Genomic DNA, 16,547 nt, shown 5'->3' with positions numbered 1-16,547 from the left:
GCTGGCGGCGCGATCTTTCGGCATGCGGGCGGGAAGCCGATGCGCGGCTTCCCGGCTCGTGGGTCTCAGTCCTGCTTCACTGCCCGTTTCGCTGCCTGTTTCGGCAGCGGGCCGGCAATACTCATGTCCGCTTTCAGGACGGAACCGGACGTCGATTCGGTGATGAAAAGCGTCTTCATGTCCGGGCCGCCGAAGCACACGCTCGTGAGCGACGCCCCTTTCGGTCCGGTCAGGATCTCGACGGGCTCCGCGCAATGGTTGAGCACCCACACGCGGCCGAGCCCCGGATTCGCGACGAACAGGCGGCCTTCGAGATCGACGGTGAGGCCGTCGGGCCCGCTCGGTCCGTAGGAGGTAAAGAACTGGCTGACCTTGCTGACCGACCCGTCGGCCTGCAACGGCATGCGCCACACGGCATTGCCGCGCGTCATCGCGACGAACAGCACCTTCTCGTCGCGCGACAGGACGAGCCCGTTCGGGCTCGGGCAGGTGCCGAGCAGCATGTCGAGCTTGCCGTCGGGCGACAGCCGATACACGCGGCCCGTCGGATCGTGCAGCCCGGTCTGCCCCTGGTCGGTGAAATAGAGGTTGCCGGCCGAGTCGAACGTCAGGTCGTTCACGCCCTTGAAGCGCTCGGTGTTGCGGCGCTCGAGATGCGGGCGAATTTCACCGCGCTCGATATCGAGCAGCATCAGGCCGTTCCGGTAGTCGGTGATGATCAGGTGCGATGCGTCGAAGCGCTTCATCCCGTTGGGCTCGCCGTCGTATTCGACGACGAGATCCCAGTCGCCCGACGGCGAAATGCGGAAGATGCGCCCGTGCGGAATGTCGGTGACGAACAGATAGCCGTCCGGGTCCCAGACCGGCCCTTCGAGAAAGGAATCGGTGACCATGCCGCCGCGATTCGCGCGCGCCCATTCCGTGCGGACGTCCGGCTTGCGAAACTTCTCCGGCATGCGCGTGAATACTTCGGCTTCGCGTACGTCGGGACTCGTCAGATAAAACATGCGTACCTCGATGTTCAGGGTTCAAGCCGCGCTGTGCGCGCGTTCGTCGAGCACCGCGAGAACGTTGGCGGCCGCGCCCTTCCCCATGTTCACGTACGCGGCATCGCTCACGCCGCCGACATGCGGAGACAGAATCACGTTGGGGATCTGCTGGAACGGGTGCGGCACCGTCATCGGCTCGACATCGAAGCTGTCGAGGCCGGCCGCGCGCAATTGGCCGCTCGCCAGCGCGTCGGCAAGCGCGGCTTCGTCGATCAAGCCACCGCGTGCGGTATTGACCAGAATCGCCCCGCGCTTGAAACGTGCGAATGTGTCGCGGTTGAGCATCCGGCGGTTGTCGGCCGTCAACGGACAATGCAGCGACACGACGTCCGACTCCGCGTACAGCGTGTCGAGCGCCACGCGCTTCACACCGGCGGGCGCTTCCTTCGCGAACGGATCGAACGCGAGCACCTTCATGCCGAACGCCGCACCGATCGCGGCCACGCGCCGGCCGATCGCGCCGAGTCCGACGAGGCCGAGCGTGCGCCCGTCGAGTTCGACGGACTTGTGCGTCGCCTTGTCCCAATGGCCTTCGCGCATGCGGATATCGAGCTGCGGAACCGACTTCGCGCACGCGAGCAGCAGCGCCCATGCGTGCTCGGCGACGGCGGCCGCATTCGCGCCGACCGCGGCGCGCACCGCGATACCGCGTGCGGCAGCCGCGTCCTGATCGATCACGTCGATGCCGCTGCCGTGCTTCGAAATCACCTGCAGGTTTTCGGCCGCGTCCATGATGCGGGCGTTGATCTTGCCGTACCGGACGATGATCGCGACCGGCTTGTGCTCGATGCAGAGCGCCACGATGTCGTCCTCGGTCGGTTGCTTGCCGGCGAACACGACGTCGAACTGCGCAAGCATCTCGAGCGCTTGCGGCGCAAGGTCGGCGGCGGTCACGAGGACCACGGGCTTGTGCGAAGCGATCCGCATCACAGTGCCTCGCCTTCGGCCAGCATGCCGGCTGCACGCAACTCCTTCTCGATCCAGCCCGGACGAAGGTCGCCCTTGTGGATCGCCGCGATACGCGCGGTTTCGAAGTCCAGCTTTTTCTGCGCGAGATCGACGATGCGCGCGACGTCGGCGCGGGGAATGACGACGACGCCGTCTGCGTCGCCGACCACCAGGTCGCCCGGATTGACCGTCGCGCCGCCCAGCGAGATCGGTGCATTCACGCGCCCCGCGATGCTTTTGGTCGGACCGCACGGATTGAGGCCGGCCGAGAAGATCGGGTAGTCGCCGTTGGCCAGTTCGTGCGCGTCGCGCACCGCGCCGTCGATGACGATGCCGGCGATGCCGCTCGCCTTCGCCTGCGCCGCCATGATTTCGCCGAGCAGCGCGCACGAGATGTCGCCCTTGCCGTCGACCACGACGACGTCGCCCGGCTTCGCGACGGCGAGCGCCGCATGGATCGCCAGGTTGTCGCCCGGACGGACTTCGACCGTGACTGCGGGGCCGGCGACCTTCATCTTCGGCGACAGCGGCCGCACGCGGCCATGCACCGTGCCGCGGCGGCCCGCGACGTCGGCAAGGATCGCGGCCTGGTAACGCGCGGCCGCCTGAACCAGTTCCGGCGAGATGCGTTCGATGTCGCGATTGATCGGAGAAATGCTGACGGATGGCTTGCTCATGACTCGACCTCGGGTTGCGCGTTGTACTCTGTACAACACTGGTGTACATAGTGAAATCACTATAACGAGACAACCCATACCAGGGCACTGGCGTTTACCCTTTTACGTGGTAAACCAGCGTTTTACTCTGTACAATACCCGTCGTGTGTCGACGGGAGAGAAGGAATGGGAAATGACGGCGTGGTTGCCGTGGAAAAGGCGCTTTCGCTGCTGGACTGCTTCAAGCCGGGCGCCGAATCGCAGTCGCTCGCGACGCTGTCGCAAGCATCCGGCATGCACAAGACGACGGTCTATCGGCTGATGAACTCGCTGGAGCGAATGGGCTATGTCGTGCGCGCCCAGTCCGGCAACTATTCGCTTGGGCACCGCGTGCTGTACCTCGGCAAGCTGTACGAGCAATCCTTCCATCTGTCCACGGTGGTCGAACCGGCGCTGCACGCGCTGGCCGCGCTGACGAAGGAAAGCGCATCGTACTACGTGCACGACAACGGGCAGCGGCTTTGCCTGTTTCGGGTCGAGCCGTCCGAAGGCCTGCGTGAAACGCGGCTCGCGGGCACGATGCTGCCGCTCGACGACACGGCCATCAGCCAGGTGATCCGTTTCTGGGGTCTTGGCGAACCGATCTATGACAAGCCGCCCGCACTACCCCTCTTCACCGCGGGTGCACGCGATGTGCACACGGCAGCGTTCGCGGTGCCGGTCTTCGGCGCCGGCGACAAGTTCATGGCGGCGCTGACGCTGTCCGGTCCAGCGTCGCGCCTCAGCGTCGCGCACGAATCGGGTGAACTGGATCGACCGCAGCTGGATGCCGCCGCCGATCTATCGCGGAAGCTGGGCGCGAGTGTCGCGCTCTGCGAGACCGTCTACGGCATCTGATCGCCGCTTTGAGCAAGGCGTGGTTCAGGTCGGCGAACCGCTCGTCGCCTGACCAAGGCCACGTCCACACCATGCCCCGCCCCGGCCCCGGGGGCGTGACGCATGCGTCGCCGCACCGACGCGACGGCCCGCCCAATCGGCCTGTCCAATCGGCTCGGCACGCGGGCCCTTGATTTTCGAGACGAACGGTCTATTATTCGCGCATGGACGCTCGAACCGATCCGCCGCGCCGCCGCGGCAGGCCACCCAAACAGCACGACGACCTCGTCGCCACGCGCGACATGCTGCTGCGCACCGGGCTCGAGATCCTCACCGAAAAGGGCTTTTCCGCCACCGGGCTCGACGAGATCCTCGGGCGCGCCGGCGTGCCGAAGGGCTCCTTCTATCACTACTTCGACAGCAAGGAAGCGTTCGGTCTCAAACTGATCGACCGCTACGCCGAGTTCTTCGCCCGCAAGCTCGACCGCCATTTCAGCCAGCTGGAACGCTCGCCGCTGGCGCGCGTGCGCGCGTTCGTCGACGACGCCCGCGACGGCATGGCCCGCCATGCGTACAACCGCGGCTGCCTGATCGGCAACCTCGGCCAGGAAATGGGCACGCTGCCGGAAAGCTTCCGCGCCCGTCTGCGCGCCACGTTCGAAGACTGGCAGCGCCGTCTGGCCGAATGCCTGGACGCCGCGCAGCAGGCGGGTGAGCTGGCGGAGTCCGCCGACCCCGCCGCGCTGGCCGCGTTCTTCTGGATCGGCTGGGAAGGTGCGGTGCTGCGCGCGAAGCTCGAACGCAGCGACCAGCCACTCGCGCTGTTCGCGCAGTTTTTCTTCAATGGATTGCCACGCCGCTGAATTTTTTTACGATTAATTAGACGATCGGTCTAGAAAGGAGGACGCATGTTCCAGGGCATCGTGATCGACAAGGACGAAACCGGCCAGCACGCGCGGCTGCACACGCTGGACGACGCGCAGTTGCCCGCCGGCAACGTGACGATCCGCGTGGGCTATTCGACGCTGAACTACAAGGACGGGCTGGCGATCACCGGCAAGAGCCCGGTCGTGCGCAAGTTCCCGATGGTGCCGGGCATCGATCTGGTCGGCGAAGTCGAAGCGAGCACGCACCCGGATTACCGCGCCGGCGATCAGGTCGTGCTCAACGGCTGGGGCGTCGGCGAAACGCATTGGGGCGGCCTCGCGCAGAAGGCGCGGGTCGACGGCGACTGGCTGGTGCCGCTGCCGTCCGCGTTTTCGCCGCAACAGGCGATGGCCATCGGCACGGCCGGCTACACCGCGATGCTGTGCGTGATGGCGCTGGAACGGCACGGCGTGCGCGCTGGCGACGGCGAGATCGTGGTGACGGGCGCGGCCGGCGGCGTGGGCAGCGTCGCGACGGCCCTCCTCGCGCGGCTCGGGTATCGCGTCGTCGCCGTGACGGGCCGCCCGGCCGATGCCGACTACCTGCGGCAACTCGGCGCGGCGGAGATCCTGGATCGCGCTCAATTCAGCGCACCCGGCAAGCCGCTCGGCAAGGAGCGCTGGGCCGGCGCCGTCGACGTGGCCGGCAGCCACGTCCTCGCCAACGTGTGCGCGACCACGCGCTACCGCGGCGTGGTGACGGCCTGCGGCCTCGCCGCCGGCATGGATTTCCCCGCGACCGTCGCGCCGTTCATCCTGCGCGGCGTCACGCTCGTCGGGATCGACAGCGTGATGTGCCCGCGCGCCGAGCGGCTGGAGGCCTGGCGCCGGCTCGCGTCCGATCTCGACGTCGAGAAGCTGGGCGCCATCGGCCGTCGGGTCGGCCTGAGCGAGGTCATCCCGCTGGCCGCGGAACTGATCGACGGCAAGGTGCGCGGCCGCGTCGTCGTCGACGTGAACGCGTGATCGTCATTCGTGCCGCTTTATCGAGGAAACTTCATGACCGCTTCAGACAATGCGCCCGTCAGCCGCTTCCCGGTGCCGGCGCTCGAAGACCTGCCCGACGACATTCGCGCACGCATCGCGGCCGTCCAGGAGAAATCGGGCTTCATCCCGAACGTGTTCCTCACCCTCGCGCATCGCCCGGACGAGTTTCGCGCGTTCATGGCGTACCACGACGCGCTGATGGACAAGCCGGGCAATCTCAGCAAGGCCGAACGCGAAATGATCGTCGTGGCCACCAGCGCCGCGAACCAGTGTCAGTACTGCGTGATCGCGCACGGGGCGATCCTGCGGATTCGCGCGAAGGACCCGCTGATCGCCGACCAGGTCGCCACCAACTATCGCAAGGCCGACATCACCGCCCGGCAGAAGGCGATGCTGGACTTCGCGATGAAGGTGTCGCAGGCCGCGCATCAAGTGGGCGAGCCGGACTTCGACACGCTGAAGACGCACGGCTTCACCGAGGACGACATCTGGGACATCGCGGCGATCTCGGCCTTCTTCGGGATGTCCAACCGCATCGCGAACGTGACCAACATGCGGCCCAACGCGGCGTTTTACGCGCTGGGGCGCTGAGAACCCCGATCGCGCCATCGTCACCCCGGAAGGCCGGCGCGCCTGCGTCCGGCCTTCCGCGCGTTGCGGCAGGCAATGCACCGCAACAAGGTGGCCGCGACGCGCACGCTCAATGCCGCAACTCCCGCGCGATCGCGCTGTAGAACACCGACGCTTCGAGCGGCAGCGTATCGAACGACGGCTCCGCCTTCGGCCACGTCGACCATTGCACGACCACGAGATGCTCCGCGCGGTTGACCATGATGACCTGGCCGAAGATGCCGAGCGCCCACAGCGCGCCGCGCATCGACGCTGCGGGCGTCGGGTCCGTGCCCTTCGCATCGACCGGCACCGCGTTGTTCCACCACTGGTAGCCGTAAATGCCGTCGGGGTGCCCGGCCGACACCGACTGTCGCGCCTGCGTCCAGTCCGACGCCCGGTCGAGCCAGCCGTCCGGCAAGATCCGCGTGCCGTCGGGCAGCTTGCCGCCACCCAGCACGAATTCGCCGAAGCGCCCCCAGTCTTCCAGCGTCGCGTTGAAACCATGCGCACCGACGTCGTGCTGCCCTTCGCGATACGCGTGCCACACGCCATCGCTCGCCATCCCGTACGGCTTCCAGATCGTCTTTTCGAGATAAGCGGCGAGCGACATGCCGGTCGCGCGTTCGAGCACGTCGCCGAGCAGCCACGCGCCGCCGGAACTGTACGACCAGGTCTGCCCGGGCGGATGCGCGCGGCCGAGCCCCTTGACCAGCGTGCGCACGCACGCATACGTGCCGGGCCGCGCCTCGCATTGGGTGAGCTTCGCGAAATCGGAGTCCGGATTCGTGTAGCTCTCGTTCCACGCGACACCGGACGTATGCTGGATCAACTGCTTCAGCGTCACGCCGTCCCACGCGGTGCCCTTCAGGTCCGGCTCGTAATCGGTCACGCGATCGTCGAGCGACTTGATCTTCCCTTCCTGCAACGCGACCCCGACCAGCGTCGACACGACCGACTTGCCGACCGAGCGCGACGTCCACAACGTCGTATCGGTGTTGCCGTCGCCGAGATACTTGTATGCGATCTTGCCGTCCTTCAGCACCAGCAGGCCGGCCACGTCCTGATGCTTCAGGTAGTCCTTCAGCGTGTAGCGCTTGCCGTGCACTTCGTACGACATGTCGGTCAGCATGCGGGCGGCATCGACGAACGGCATGGCCGCGCCATGGTGGAACACGTCGCCCGGATAGTTGCGATAGTCGTTGCGAAAGCCGATCACGCGATCCGGCTGGCTCCACGTCAGCATCCGCTTCGGGTCGGGCAGCGTCGCGTCGAACGGTGCGGGGCACGTGGCCAGCGCGACGCCGCCGCACGTCGCGGCGGCGGGCAGCGCGGCAGACGACGCGGCTTGCGCGAACGACGCCGTCACTGCGCTGCCCGCGACGATGGCCGCTGCAAGCGCGATGCCGAATGAACGATCGAACCTCGGTTTCATTGTGTGTGTCCTTGTCGACGATGTCCGGTCGCGCCTGCGCAAGAAGGTTTCCGCCGCACGGCCCGAACGTTTCAGGGCGCGGCGCGGGCGGTGCCATCGTCACCGGCGTCCGACGCGCGGCATACGCGCGTCGATCACGCCCACGGCGGCTCCCGCATCGCGCCCTCGAAAATCAGTATCGAGTGCGCGCGTCGACGAGGCAAAACGGCACATGTGGGAAAATCCCCCGCATCCGCCGGAAGGGACATCATGGGCGCACTGACTTACTCGCTCGCGCAGATCGAGGCGTTCGCGTGCATTGCCGAACACGGCAGCATCACGAAAGCCGCCGCGCATCTCGGCAAGGACCGCTCGACCGTCAGCGAACTGCTGGAATTCTTCGAAATCGAGTTGGGCTTTCCGCTCTTCGCGCGCAGTGGACGGGTGCTGTCGCTGACGTCGGAGGGCGAACGCCTGCAACGCCAGGCGCGCCTGCTGCTGCGGCAGGCGCAAGCGTTCGGCGCCGCGGCGAGAGGCGTGCCGTCGGGCATCGCCGACGCGATCCGCATCGCCTACGATCCGTTCGTGCCGCGCACGCTGCTGCATGCGTTGATCGACGATCTCGCCGCGTCGGGCATCGACGTCAGCACGTGGAGCGCGTCCCGCGACGAGGCCGAGGCGGCGCTCGTGTCCGGCGCCGCGCAGGTCGCGATCAGCCTGGCACGCAATCGGTTCATCGCGGCCGAGCTCGAATGGCGGGCCGTCGGCGCGATCGAGATCGGCTTTTACGCGTCGGCCGACCTGTTTCCGGCGAACGGGTCGCCGGTCACGGTCCCCGCGCTCGCCGCGAAGCCGCAAGTGGTGATGCACCGGTCGCTGAGCACGCAGTTCGCGCAACTGCTGCAGGTGTCGGACCGGCTCGTGTACGCGAACGAACTCGAAACCGTACGTCACCTGCTCCAGCACGGGCATGGCTGGGGCTTCCTGCCGACGCATTTCGACGCTAACTGCTGGCCGTCCGTCACGCGCATCGACACGGAGGTCGGGCATGGCAGCCTCGTCCATTCGATCGTCGCGGTGTGGAAGCCCGGCACGTGGAATCCGTCGCCGATCATCGAAGCGATCGACGCCGCCGGCGCGGCATGGGAGAAAGCCGCGCAGCGGCAGCACGGCGCACGCTGAACGCAGCGGCCATGCTGCCGGCCACCGTTACTCGATCACCTTCAACGCATCGAGCCCGTCCGGCAGCTTCGCATCCGGAAACTGCGTCGACAGCGTGGCGTCCCGCCACCGCGCCGCCTCTTCCGCACGCTGCCGCTCCGCCTGCTCGCAGACGAACAGCGCATCGCCGCCGAGCAGCAAACGCAGCGGCACGTCGTCGCGGCGCGACAGGTCGACGATCAGCGCCGCGATGCGTGCGGGGTCGCCGATCTCGTGGCCGCCATACGCACCGAGCAGGTCGAGAATCTTGCCGACCGACGGCTGATAGTCGGGCAGCAGATCGTCGACGCCGCGCTTCGCCTGCGCGGCCCATTCGGTGCGCATCCCGCCCGGCTCGAGCGTGCACACGCGCACGCCGAACGGCGCCGCTTCCTTCGCGAGCACGTCGCTGAACCCGCCGACCGCCCGCTTCGCGGCCTGATACGCGGACAATCCGGGCGTCGACGTGCGCCCGCCGACCGACGACACCTGGAAGATGTGCCCGGCGCGCTGCGCGCGCATCGTCGGCAGCACCGCGCGCGTGAGGTTGATCACGCCGAACAGGTTCGTTTCGATCTGGTCGCGGAAAGCGTCGGCGCTCATCTGCTCGAACGACGCCGTGTGGCCGTAGCCCGCGTTGTTCACCAGCACGTCGATGCGGCCGAACGCCGCGCGTGCCGCCGAGACGGCCTGCGCGGCCGCCGCTTCGTCGGTGACGTCGAGTTCGACCGGCAGCAGCCGGTCGCCATACCGTTCGGCCAGATCGGCCAGTCGCGCCGGATCGCGTGCGCCCGCCACCAGCCGGTCGCCCGCCGCCAGCACCGCTTCCGAAATCGCTCGCCCGAGGCCGCGCGCGGCCCCCGTTACCAACCAGACTTTCGACATTTTCCACTCCATGATGATGGTGAAACGATGAAAATGAATGATTACTCACTCATTAATTGGGCGACGTATCGATCGTTCATGACCTGCATCGCCCTGCCTGAAACGCCCTGCCCGTCGTCGCGGCACACGCCGCCACGACGGCAATCCCTGACTCACACCGTGTGCAACACGGCCCACATCGCGCGAAACCCCGCTTCCCGGTATGCATCGGCCCGCGCCGGATCACGTGCGATCGATTCCATCGCGGTTTCCGCGATCGACGTGAACAACGCCGAGCAGAACGCATGGGCTTCGTCGCGGTTCAGCGTGCCCGACGCGCCGACCTGTTCACGCAGCAGCGAGCCGATCCCGCCGAAGCCTTCCGCGCCGGCCGCCCGATGCGCATCGTCGATGCGGCCGCTCACGCCGAGCTGCTGCAGCGCGCGCCGCCCGTCCGGATTCGCGACGCCCCACGACACGTAGCCGTTCCACGCATGCCGCACGGCCTGCTCGGCCGGCGCGTGTTCCGGAAACCCGGTCATCATCGCCTCGCGCAGGCCGGCCTTCAGGCTCAGGTACAGCGCGTTCAGCAACGCATCCTTGGTCTCGAAGTATGTGAACACCGTGCCTTCCGCCACGCCGGCGAGCTTCGCGATACGCGCCGTCGTCGCGCTCGCGCCGTCCTCGGCGAGCGCACGCGCGGCCGCGGCGAGGATGGCATCGTGCTTGTCGGGACTGCGCGGTCGGGCCACGTTCGATTCCTTTAATGAGTGAGCGCTCAATCATAATCAACACGGTATCCGGAACGCAAGCCCTGTTACATCCGGGGGAACGCATACGCAAACCATCAAAACGGTGCACTATTGCGTTTTGCCGTACCGGCGCCCGAGCATCCGGCGCCCCATTGCCCTCGACGTTCGTTTCACGTTCACCGTTTCAAACCGCGAACCTCCCATGACGAATCAGCCTTCCCAGACGGCGGCCGACCGGCCCGTCGACATGATCATCTTCGGCGGCGGCGGCGACCTGGCCGCCCGCAAGCTGTTGCCCGCGCTGTACATGGCGCACCTGCACTGCAATCTTCCGCCCGAGACGCGCATCATCGCCGTCGGCCGCCGCGACTGGGGCATCGACGGCTATCGCAAGTTCATGGACGAGCAGTCGCGCCCGTTCATCGACGAGAAGGCGTTCGACGCCGACGCGTGGAGCCGCTTTCTCGACCTGTTCAAGTACGTGCTGATCGACGTGAACGCGCCGGACGACTACCTGCGCCTCGCCGAAGCGGCGCGTAGCGACGCGGTGCGCGTGTTCTACCTGTCGACGTCGCCGGAGCTGTTCACGACGATCTGCGACAACCTGTCGGCCGCGCACCTCGTCGACGCGCACTCGCGCGTCGTCCTCGAAAAGCCGCTGGGCCACGATCTCGCGTCCGCGAAGGCGATCAACGATGCGGTCGGCAAGCACTTCGAGGAATCGCAGATCTACCGGATCGACCACTATCTCGGCAAGGAAACCGTGCAGAACCTGATGGTGCTGCGCTTCGGCAACCCGATCTTCGGGCCGCTGTGGCAGGCGCCGAACATCCGCAGCGTGCAGATCACGGTCGCGGAGACGGTCGGCGTCGGCAGCCGCGCGGGCTTCTACGACCATACCGGTGCGCTGCGCGACATGGTGCAGAACCACCTGCTGCAACTGCTGTGCATCGTCGCGATGGAGCCGCCGGTGTCGCTCGATCCGGATGCGGTGCGCGACGAGAAGCTGAAGGTGCTGCGCTCGCTGCGCCCGATGTCGCTGTCGGACGTCGCACGCGACACGGTGCGCGGCCAATACACGGCCGGCGCGGTGGACGGCCAGCCGGTCAAGGGCTATCTCGAGGAAGACAACGTGCCGGCGGACAGCCGCGCGGAAACCTTCGTCGCGCTGCGCGCGCACATCAACAACTGGCGCTGGGCGAACGTGCCGTTCTTCCTGCGCACCGGCAAGCGGCTGCAGCGCCGCCAGTCGGAAATCGTGATCGAGTTCGCGGACATGCCGTTCTCGATCATCCCGACCGGCCCGCGCAATTACGGCAACCGCCTCGTGATCCAGCTCCAGCCGGAAGAGTCGATCCAGCTGCAGATGCTCGCGAAGGAGCCGGGCAGCGGCATGAACATGGTGCCGGTGAGCCTGAACCTCGATCTGCAGCAGGCGATTCCGGAACGGCGCGCGGAAGCGTACGAACGGCTGCTGATCGACGTGATCCGCGGCCGCCTCACGCATTTCATGCGCCGCGACGAACTGGAAGCCGCGTGGTCGTGGGTCGAGCCGATCCTCGACGGCTGGAAGCAGCTCGGCGACCGGCCGCGCCTGTACACGGCCGGCACGTTCGGCCCCGCGGCTTCGTCGGCGCTCCTCGCGCGCGACGGGATGTCGTGGGCCGAAGAGGCGTAATCGCAGCACGACGGCGTGCCGCCGCGCGGCACGCCCGCTCCCGCAGCGCAGCGCCGCCTGCGCTGCGTCGCTACTGCGGCTCCATCCACGCGGCCTTGCGCCGCGCCGGCGCATCGCCGCCGCTGCCGCCGCCGCCCAGCACCTCGATCAGGTAGTCGACGAACGACGCGATCCGCGACGAGATCGCGGTATTGCGGTAGTACACCGCGTGAATCGGCTGCTGGACGTCGAGCGTGTGGCGCGCGAGCACCTGCACCAGCCGCCCCGCTTCGCGATCCTGCGCGGTCACGAAATCCGACAGGCAGACGACGCCCGTGCCCTCCAGCGCAAGCTGCCGCAGCGTTTCGCCGCTCGACGAATACACGTCCGGCTCGATGCGGTATGCTTCGCCGTCCGTGCCGAGGATCGGCCATACGTTCAGCGATTCGGGCTGCGTGAAGCCGAGCAGCGTGTGCTTGTCGAGATCCTCGACCTTGCGCGGCTGGCCATGCGCTTCGATGTAGTCGGGGCTTGCCAGGATGCGCACCCGGCTGTTGCCGATGCGCCGGCTGTGCAGCGTCGAATCCTTCAACCGGCCGATCCGGATCGCGACGTCGGTGCGCCGCTCCAGCAGATCGATGATGCCCTCGTTGCTGTTCAGCTCCAGCTCGACCTTCGGGAAGCGTTCGCGGTAGCCGCGCACGAGCGGCACGATCACGTGCAGCATGAACGGCGTCGCGGCGTCGACGCGCAGGCGCCCGGACGGCATCTCGCGCCGCGCGAGCATCTGCTCTTCCGCGGTCTCGACCGATTCGATGATCGCGCGCGCGTTCTGCAGGAATGCGCGCCCTTCTTCCGTCAGTTCGAGCCGACGGGTGGTCCGGCGCAGCAGCGTGGTCTTCAGCTTCTCCTCGAGCCGCGCGAGCGTACGGCTCGTCGCCGACACGGTGAGGTCGAGCTGCTGGGCGGCGGCGGTGATCGAACCGGTGTCGACCACGGCGGCAAAGGCCTGGAGTTCGTCGAGGGTGATCTTCATTGTTGATTTGAAATCAAAACAATTTGGTTTATAGACCAGTTTTTCAGCAAAAGTAAAGCCGGCACACTGCGATCCATTCCTACTGAAACCCGGATCCCGTCATGCCACTCGCGTTGCTTGCGCTGACCATCAGCGCCTTTGCCATCGGCACCACCGAATTCGTGATCGTCGGCCTGATCCCGACGATCGGCGCCGACCTCGGCGTCAGCCTGCCGTCCGCCGGCCTGCTCGTCAGCCTGTACGCGCTGAGCGTCGCGATCGGCGCGCCGCTCCTCACCGCGCTCACCGGCCGCGTGCCGCGCAAGGCGCTGCTTGCCGGACTGATGGCGCTCTTCACCGTCGGCAACCTCGTCGCATGGCAGGCGCCCGGCTACGAATCGCTGATCGTCGCGCGCATCCTCACCGGCCTCGCGCACGGCGTGTTCTTCTCGGTCGGCTCGATCATCGCGACCACGCTCGTGCCGAAGGACAAGGCCGCCAGCGCGATCGCGACGATGTTCAGCGGCATGACCGTCGCGTTCGTCGCCGGCATTCCGCTCGGCACCTTCATCGGCCAGCACTTCGGCTGGCGCGCGACGTTCCTGATCGTCGCGCTGTTCGGCCTCGTCGCGTTCGTCGGCGCGGTCGCGTTCGTGCCGCGCGGGCTGCCGCAGACGCCGCCCGCGCCGCTCGCCCGCCAGCTGCGCGTGCTGGCCCAGCCGCGCCTGCTGCTCGTCTATGCGATGACGGCCGTCGGTTACGGCGGCTCGCTGATCGCGTTCACCTATATGGCGCCGCTGCTCGAACAGATCGCCGGCTTCACGCCGTCGCAGGTCAGCCTCGTGCTCGTCGGCTACGGCGTGTCGGTCGCGGTCGGCAACGTGTGGGGCGGCAAGCTCGCGGACGCCGTCGGCCCCGTGAAGGCGCTCAAGCGGATCTTCCTGCTGCTCGCGATCGTGCTGCTCGCGCTGACCTTCACGATCCACGTGAAATGGCTCGCGGTGCTGACGATGCTCGCGTGGGGCGCCGTCGCGTTCGGCAACGTGCCGGGGCTGCAGGTGTACGTCGTCAAGCAGGCGCGCCACTTCGCGCCGGACGCCACCGACGTCGCATCGGGCTTCAACATCGCCGCTTTCAACCTCGGCGTGGCCGGCGGCTCGTCGCTCGGCGGCCTGATCGTCGCGAACGTCGGCCTCGGCCACACGCCGTGGATCGCCGCCGCCGTCACGCTCGGCGCGTTTGCGCTCACCGCATTGAGCGGCCGTCTCGACAGCCGTCAGGGCCTGCCGGCACGCACGGCCGAACCCGTCGAACTCGCCCATTGAACGTCACCTTTTCACAGGAGCCACCAGCATGAACGCATCGACCCAACGTCCGCCGTTCGCCGGCAAGACTTTCGAAGTCCGTTACGACGGCCTCACCGCGCTCAACGCGTACGACGAGGACGGCCGCCACATGCGCTACGAGATCACCGAAGGCCCGTACGCGGGCGCGAAGGGCGAAGTCGAATACACGTGGCAGCCCATCGCCGGCGAGACCTACGCGATCTCGTGGCAGGAAGCCGATCGCGCCACTGTCGTGCACATCGACGATTTCGCCGCCGGCACGTCGCGCTCGTTCTTCACCGCTTCGTCGCTCGATTTCTACCGGCTCGACGGCAGCCTGCGCGCGGTCTGAACGGAGCAACCCGATCATGTCCCCCTCCCTCGACAAGCTCGCCGCCGGCGGCTTCAGCATCGGCATCGAACTGCCGCTCGACAACGACTGGACGCCGTCCGGCAACGCGAAACGCCGGCATGACGGCCGCCACCCCGGCGAGCCCGACCTGGAAATCCACGCGGAGCTCGCGCAACTGGCCGACACGCTCGGCTTTCGCGCGCTCTGGGTGCGCGACGTGCCGGTGTACGACCCGTCGTTCGGCGACGCCGCTCAGGTGTTCGAAACGTTCTCGTATCTCGGCTACCTCGCCGGCATCACGCGCGACATCCTGCTTGGCACCGCAGCCGTCGTGCTGCCGCTGCGCGAGCCGCTGCTGACGCTGAAATCGGCCGCGACGATCCAGGAACTGAGCGGCGGGCGCCTGCTGCTCGGCGTGGCGAGCGGCGACCGGCCGGTCGAATATCCGCTGTTCGGCCGCGACTTCGCGTCGCGCGGCGCGAACTTCCGCGACCAGATCGCGCTGCTGCGCGACGGCGCGCGCGGGCATCTGCCGCCCGGCCTGGAAGTGCTGCCCGCCGCCCGCTCGCCGGTGCCGCTGCTCGTCGCGGGCCTTGCGCAGCAGACGCCCGCGTGGATCGGCGAGCACATGGACGGCTGCCTCGCGTATCCGGGCACGCCGGCCGATCACCTGCAGCGCGCCGCGAACTGGCGGGCGGTGGCGGGCGACAAGCCGTACGTGAGCTTCATCCACCTCGACCTCGCGGAAGATCCGCACGAACCGCTGCAGCGGCACCGCTTCGGCGCCCGCGCGGGGCGCATCGCGCTGACGGAGGAACTCGCGGCGATGCGCGACGCAGGCGTGCGGCACATCGGCCTGCATTTCCGCCGCAACCGGCGGCCGCTCGACGAGACGATGGCCGAAATCGCAGCGGACGTGCTGCCCGCATTCCATCCGAAAACGAATCCGCAGACGCTCGCCGCATAAGGCCGGCGAGCGTCTTCCAATAGGCGAATTGCCGGCCAATATTTGATTTCAAATCAAATATTTTTGACCTCTAAAGGCGTTTATTTCATCAGTCTCAAGCGCCAGAATGACGTCCATCCCGCAATCGTTCCCCCTCTTTCAGGAGCACATGATGAGCAAGATTCCCGCATTCGGCCTCGGTACCTTCCGCCTGCAAGGCCAGGTGGTCATCGACTCGGTCCGCAATGGCCTCGAAGTCGGCTACCGCGCGATCGACACCGCACAGATCTACGGCAACGAAGCCGAAGTCGGCGAAGCGATCGCCGCATCGGGCGTGCGCCGCGAAGACCTGTTCCTCACGACGAAGATCTGGGTCGACAACTACGCGCCGGAGAAACTGGCGGCCAGCCTCGAGGAAAGCCTGCGCAAGCTGCGCACCGACGTCGTCGACCTGACGCTGATCCACTGGCCGGCCCCGGGCAACGGCGTGTCGATCGACGCGTTCATGACCGCGCTGGCCGATGCGAAGGCGAAGGGCCTCACGCGCCAGATCGGCATCTCGAACTTCAACATCGAACTGACGAAGGAAGCGATCGCGGCGGTCGGCAAGGACGCGATCGCGACGAACCAGATCGAACTGAGCCCGTACCTGCAGAACCGCAAGCTGGTCGAGTTCCTGAACGCCGAAGGCATCCACGTGACGTCGTACATGACGCTCGCGTACGGCAAGGTGCTCGGCGACCCGGTGATCGGCGCGATCGCGCAGCGTCACGACGCGACGCCGGCGCAAGTCGCGCTCGCGTGGGCGCTGCAACTCGGCTACTCGGTGATTCCGTCGTCGACCAAGCGCGAGAACCTCGCGAGCAACCTGCTCGCGCAGACGCTGCGCCTGACCGACGAAGACATGGCGCAGATCGCCGCGCTCGAACGCAACGGCCGCGAAGTCGACCCGGCCGGCCTCGCGCCGAAGT

Annotated in this window: 17 protein-coding genes; 10 read left to right on the top strand and 7 right to left on the bottom strand. The window is 67.3% G+C overall.

Annotation, left to right across the window (positions count from 1 at the left end):
* Window positions 1–65 precede the first annotated feature (65 nt).
* The 3 genes from AP428_RS28600 to AP428_RS28590 are packed head-to-tail and all read right to left on the bottom strand — an operon-like array spanning window position 66 to window position 2,674.
* A complete protein-coding gene (locus AP428_RS28600) occupies window positions 66–1,007 on the bottom strand; it encodes an SMP-30/gluconolactonase/LRE family protein (protein WP_011549024.1) in 942 nt (313 codons plus the stop codon).
* Window positions 1,008–1,028: 21 nt separating this feature from the next.
* Window positions 1,029–1,976 carry an NAD(P)-dependent oxidoreductase gene (locus tag AP428_RS28595; protein ID WP_011549023.1) on the bottom strand — a complete coding sequence of 316 codons (948 nt, stop codon included), beginning with the start codon at window positions 1,974–1,976 and terminating at the stop codon, window positions 1,029–1,031.
* A complete protein-coding gene (locus AP428_RS28590; protein WP_011549022.1) occupies window positions 1,976–2,674 on the bottom strand; it encodes an RraA family protein in 699 nt (232 codons plus the stop codon). Before AP428_RS28590 ends, AP428_RS28595 begins: the two co-directional genes overlap by 1 nt.
* Window positions 2,675–2,839: 165 nt before the next feature.
* On the opposite strand from AP428_RS28590, the gene AP428_RS28585 reads away from it, so the two are divergent.
* From AP428_RS28585 to AP428_RS28570, 4 genes are all read left to right on the top strand, one after another.
* On the top strand, window positions 2,840–3,550 hold the full coding sequence (locus tag AP428_RS28585) for an IclR family transcriptional regulator (protein WP_011694857.1): 711 nt from the start codon (window positions 2,840–2,842) through the stop codon (window positions 3,548–3,550).
* Between the two features lie 203 nt (window positions 3,551–3,753).
* On the top strand, window positions 3,754–4,392 hold the full coding sequence (locus AP428_RS28580) for a TetR/AcrR family transcriptional regulator (protein WP_011549020.1): 639 nt from the start codon (window positions 3,754–3,756) through the stop codon (window positions 4,390–4,392).
* Between the two features lie 45 nt (window positions 4,393–4,437).
* The gene (locus tag AP428_RS28575) at window positions 4,438–5,421 is read left to right on the top strand and encodes an MDR family oxidoreductase (protein ID WP_011549019.1); all 984 of its coding nucleotides are present in this window, start codon (window positions 4,438–4,440) and stop codon (window positions 5,419–5,421) included.
* A 33-nt stretch (window positions 5,422–5,454) separates the two neighbouring features.
* Entirely contained in the window at window positions 5,455–6,033 is a 579-nt protein-coding gene (locus AP428_RS28570; protein ID WP_011549018.1) for a peroxidase-related enzyme, read from the top strand.
* 109 nt (window positions 6,034–6,142) lie between these two features.
* Here AP428_RS28570 and AP428_RS28565 read toward each other — a convergent pair whose 3' ends face one another.
* Window positions 6,143–7,486 carry a serine hydrolase gene (locus AP428_RS28565; RefSeq protein WP_011549017.1) on the bottom strand — a complete coding sequence of 448 codons (1,344 nt, stop codon included), beginning with the start codon at window positions 7,484–7,486 and terminating at the stop codon, window positions 6,143–6,145.
* A 249-nt stretch (window positions 7,487–7,735) separates the two neighbouring features.
* Between AP428_RS28565 and AP428_RS28560 the strand changes: the two genes are divergently transcribed.
* On the top strand, window positions 7,736–8,647 hold the full coding sequence (locus AP428_RS28560) for a LysR family transcriptional regulator (protein WP_011549016.1): 912 nt from the start codon (window positions 7,736–7,738) through the stop codon (window positions 8,645–8,647).
* Window positions 8,648–8,674: 27 nt separating this feature from the next.
* Here the strand turns inward: AP428_RS28560 and AP428_RS28555 are convergent, their stop codons facing one another.
* Both AP428_RS28555 and AP428_RS28550 read right to left on the bottom strand, forming a co-directional pair.
* Entirely contained in the window at window positions 8,675–9,550 is an 876-nt protein-coding gene (locus AP428_RS28555; protein WP_054928438.1) for an SDR family NAD(P)-dependent oxidoreductase, read from the bottom strand.
* A 152-nt stretch (window positions 9,551–9,702) separates the two neighbouring features.
* Window positions 9,703–10,281, bottom strand: coding sequence for a TetR/AcrR family transcriptional regulator (locus tag AP428_RS28550; protein WP_011549014.1), 579 nt, complete (start codon window positions 10,279–10,281; stop codon window positions 9,703–9,705).
* Between the two features lie 202 nt (window positions 10,282–10,483).
* Here AP428_RS28550 and zwf point away from each other — a divergent pair, with 202 nt between their 5' ends.
* Entirely contained in the window at window positions 10,484–11,959 is a 1,476-nt protein-coding gene (zwf, locus tag AP428_RS28545; protein ID WP_011549013.1) for a glucose-6-phosphate dehydrogenase, read from the top strand.
* A 70-nt stretch (window positions 11,960–12,029) separates the two neighbouring features.
* Here the strand turns inward: zwf and AP428_RS28540 are convergent, their stop codons facing one another.
* Window positions 12,030–12,974, bottom strand: coding sequence for a LysR family transcriptional regulator (locus AP428_RS28540; RefSeq protein ID WP_011549012.1), 945 nt, complete (start codon window positions 12,972–12,974; stop codon window positions 12,030–12,032).
* Between the two features lie 101 nt (window positions 12,975–13,075).
* Between AP428_RS28540 and AP428_RS28535 the strand changes: the two genes are divergently transcribed.
* From AP428_RS28535 to dkgB, 4 genes are all read left to right on the top strand, one after another.
* A complete protein-coding gene (locus AP428_RS28535) occupies window positions 13,076–14,278 on the top strand; it encodes an MFS transporter (RefSeq protein WP_011549011.1) in 1,203 nt (400 codons plus the stop codon).
* A gap of 28 nt (window positions 14,279–14,306) precedes the next feature.
* Complete coding sequence (locus tag AP428_RS28530; RefSeq protein WP_011549010.1) at window positions 14,307–14,630, top strand: hypothetical protein; 324 nt, start codon at window positions 14,307–14,309, stop codon at window positions 14,628–14,630.
* A 16-nt stretch (window positions 14,631–14,646) separates the two neighbouring features.
* Window positions 14,647–15,597 (top strand): LLM class oxidoreductase, encoded by a 951-nt coding sequence (locus AP428_RS28525; protein ID WP_011549009.1) that lies wholly within the window; start codon window positions 14,647–14,649, stop codon window positions 15,595–15,597.
* 151 nt (window positions 15,598–15,748) lie between these two features.
* The coding region (dkgB, locus tag AP428_RS28520; RefSeq protein ID WP_054928432.1) for a 2,5-didehydrogluconate reductase DkgB at window positions 15,749–16,547 on the top strand (799 nt) is incomplete at its 3' end.

It is taken from the genome of Burkholderia sp. E168m22, assembly GCF_001319805.1.
GTDB lineage: Bacteria > Pseudomonadota > Gammaproteobacteria > Burkholderiales > Burkholderiaceae > Burkholderia > Burkholderia orbicola.
The sequence above is the reverse complement of the archived record's forward strand: the minus strand, read 5'-3'. Positions and strand labels throughout refer to the sequence as shown.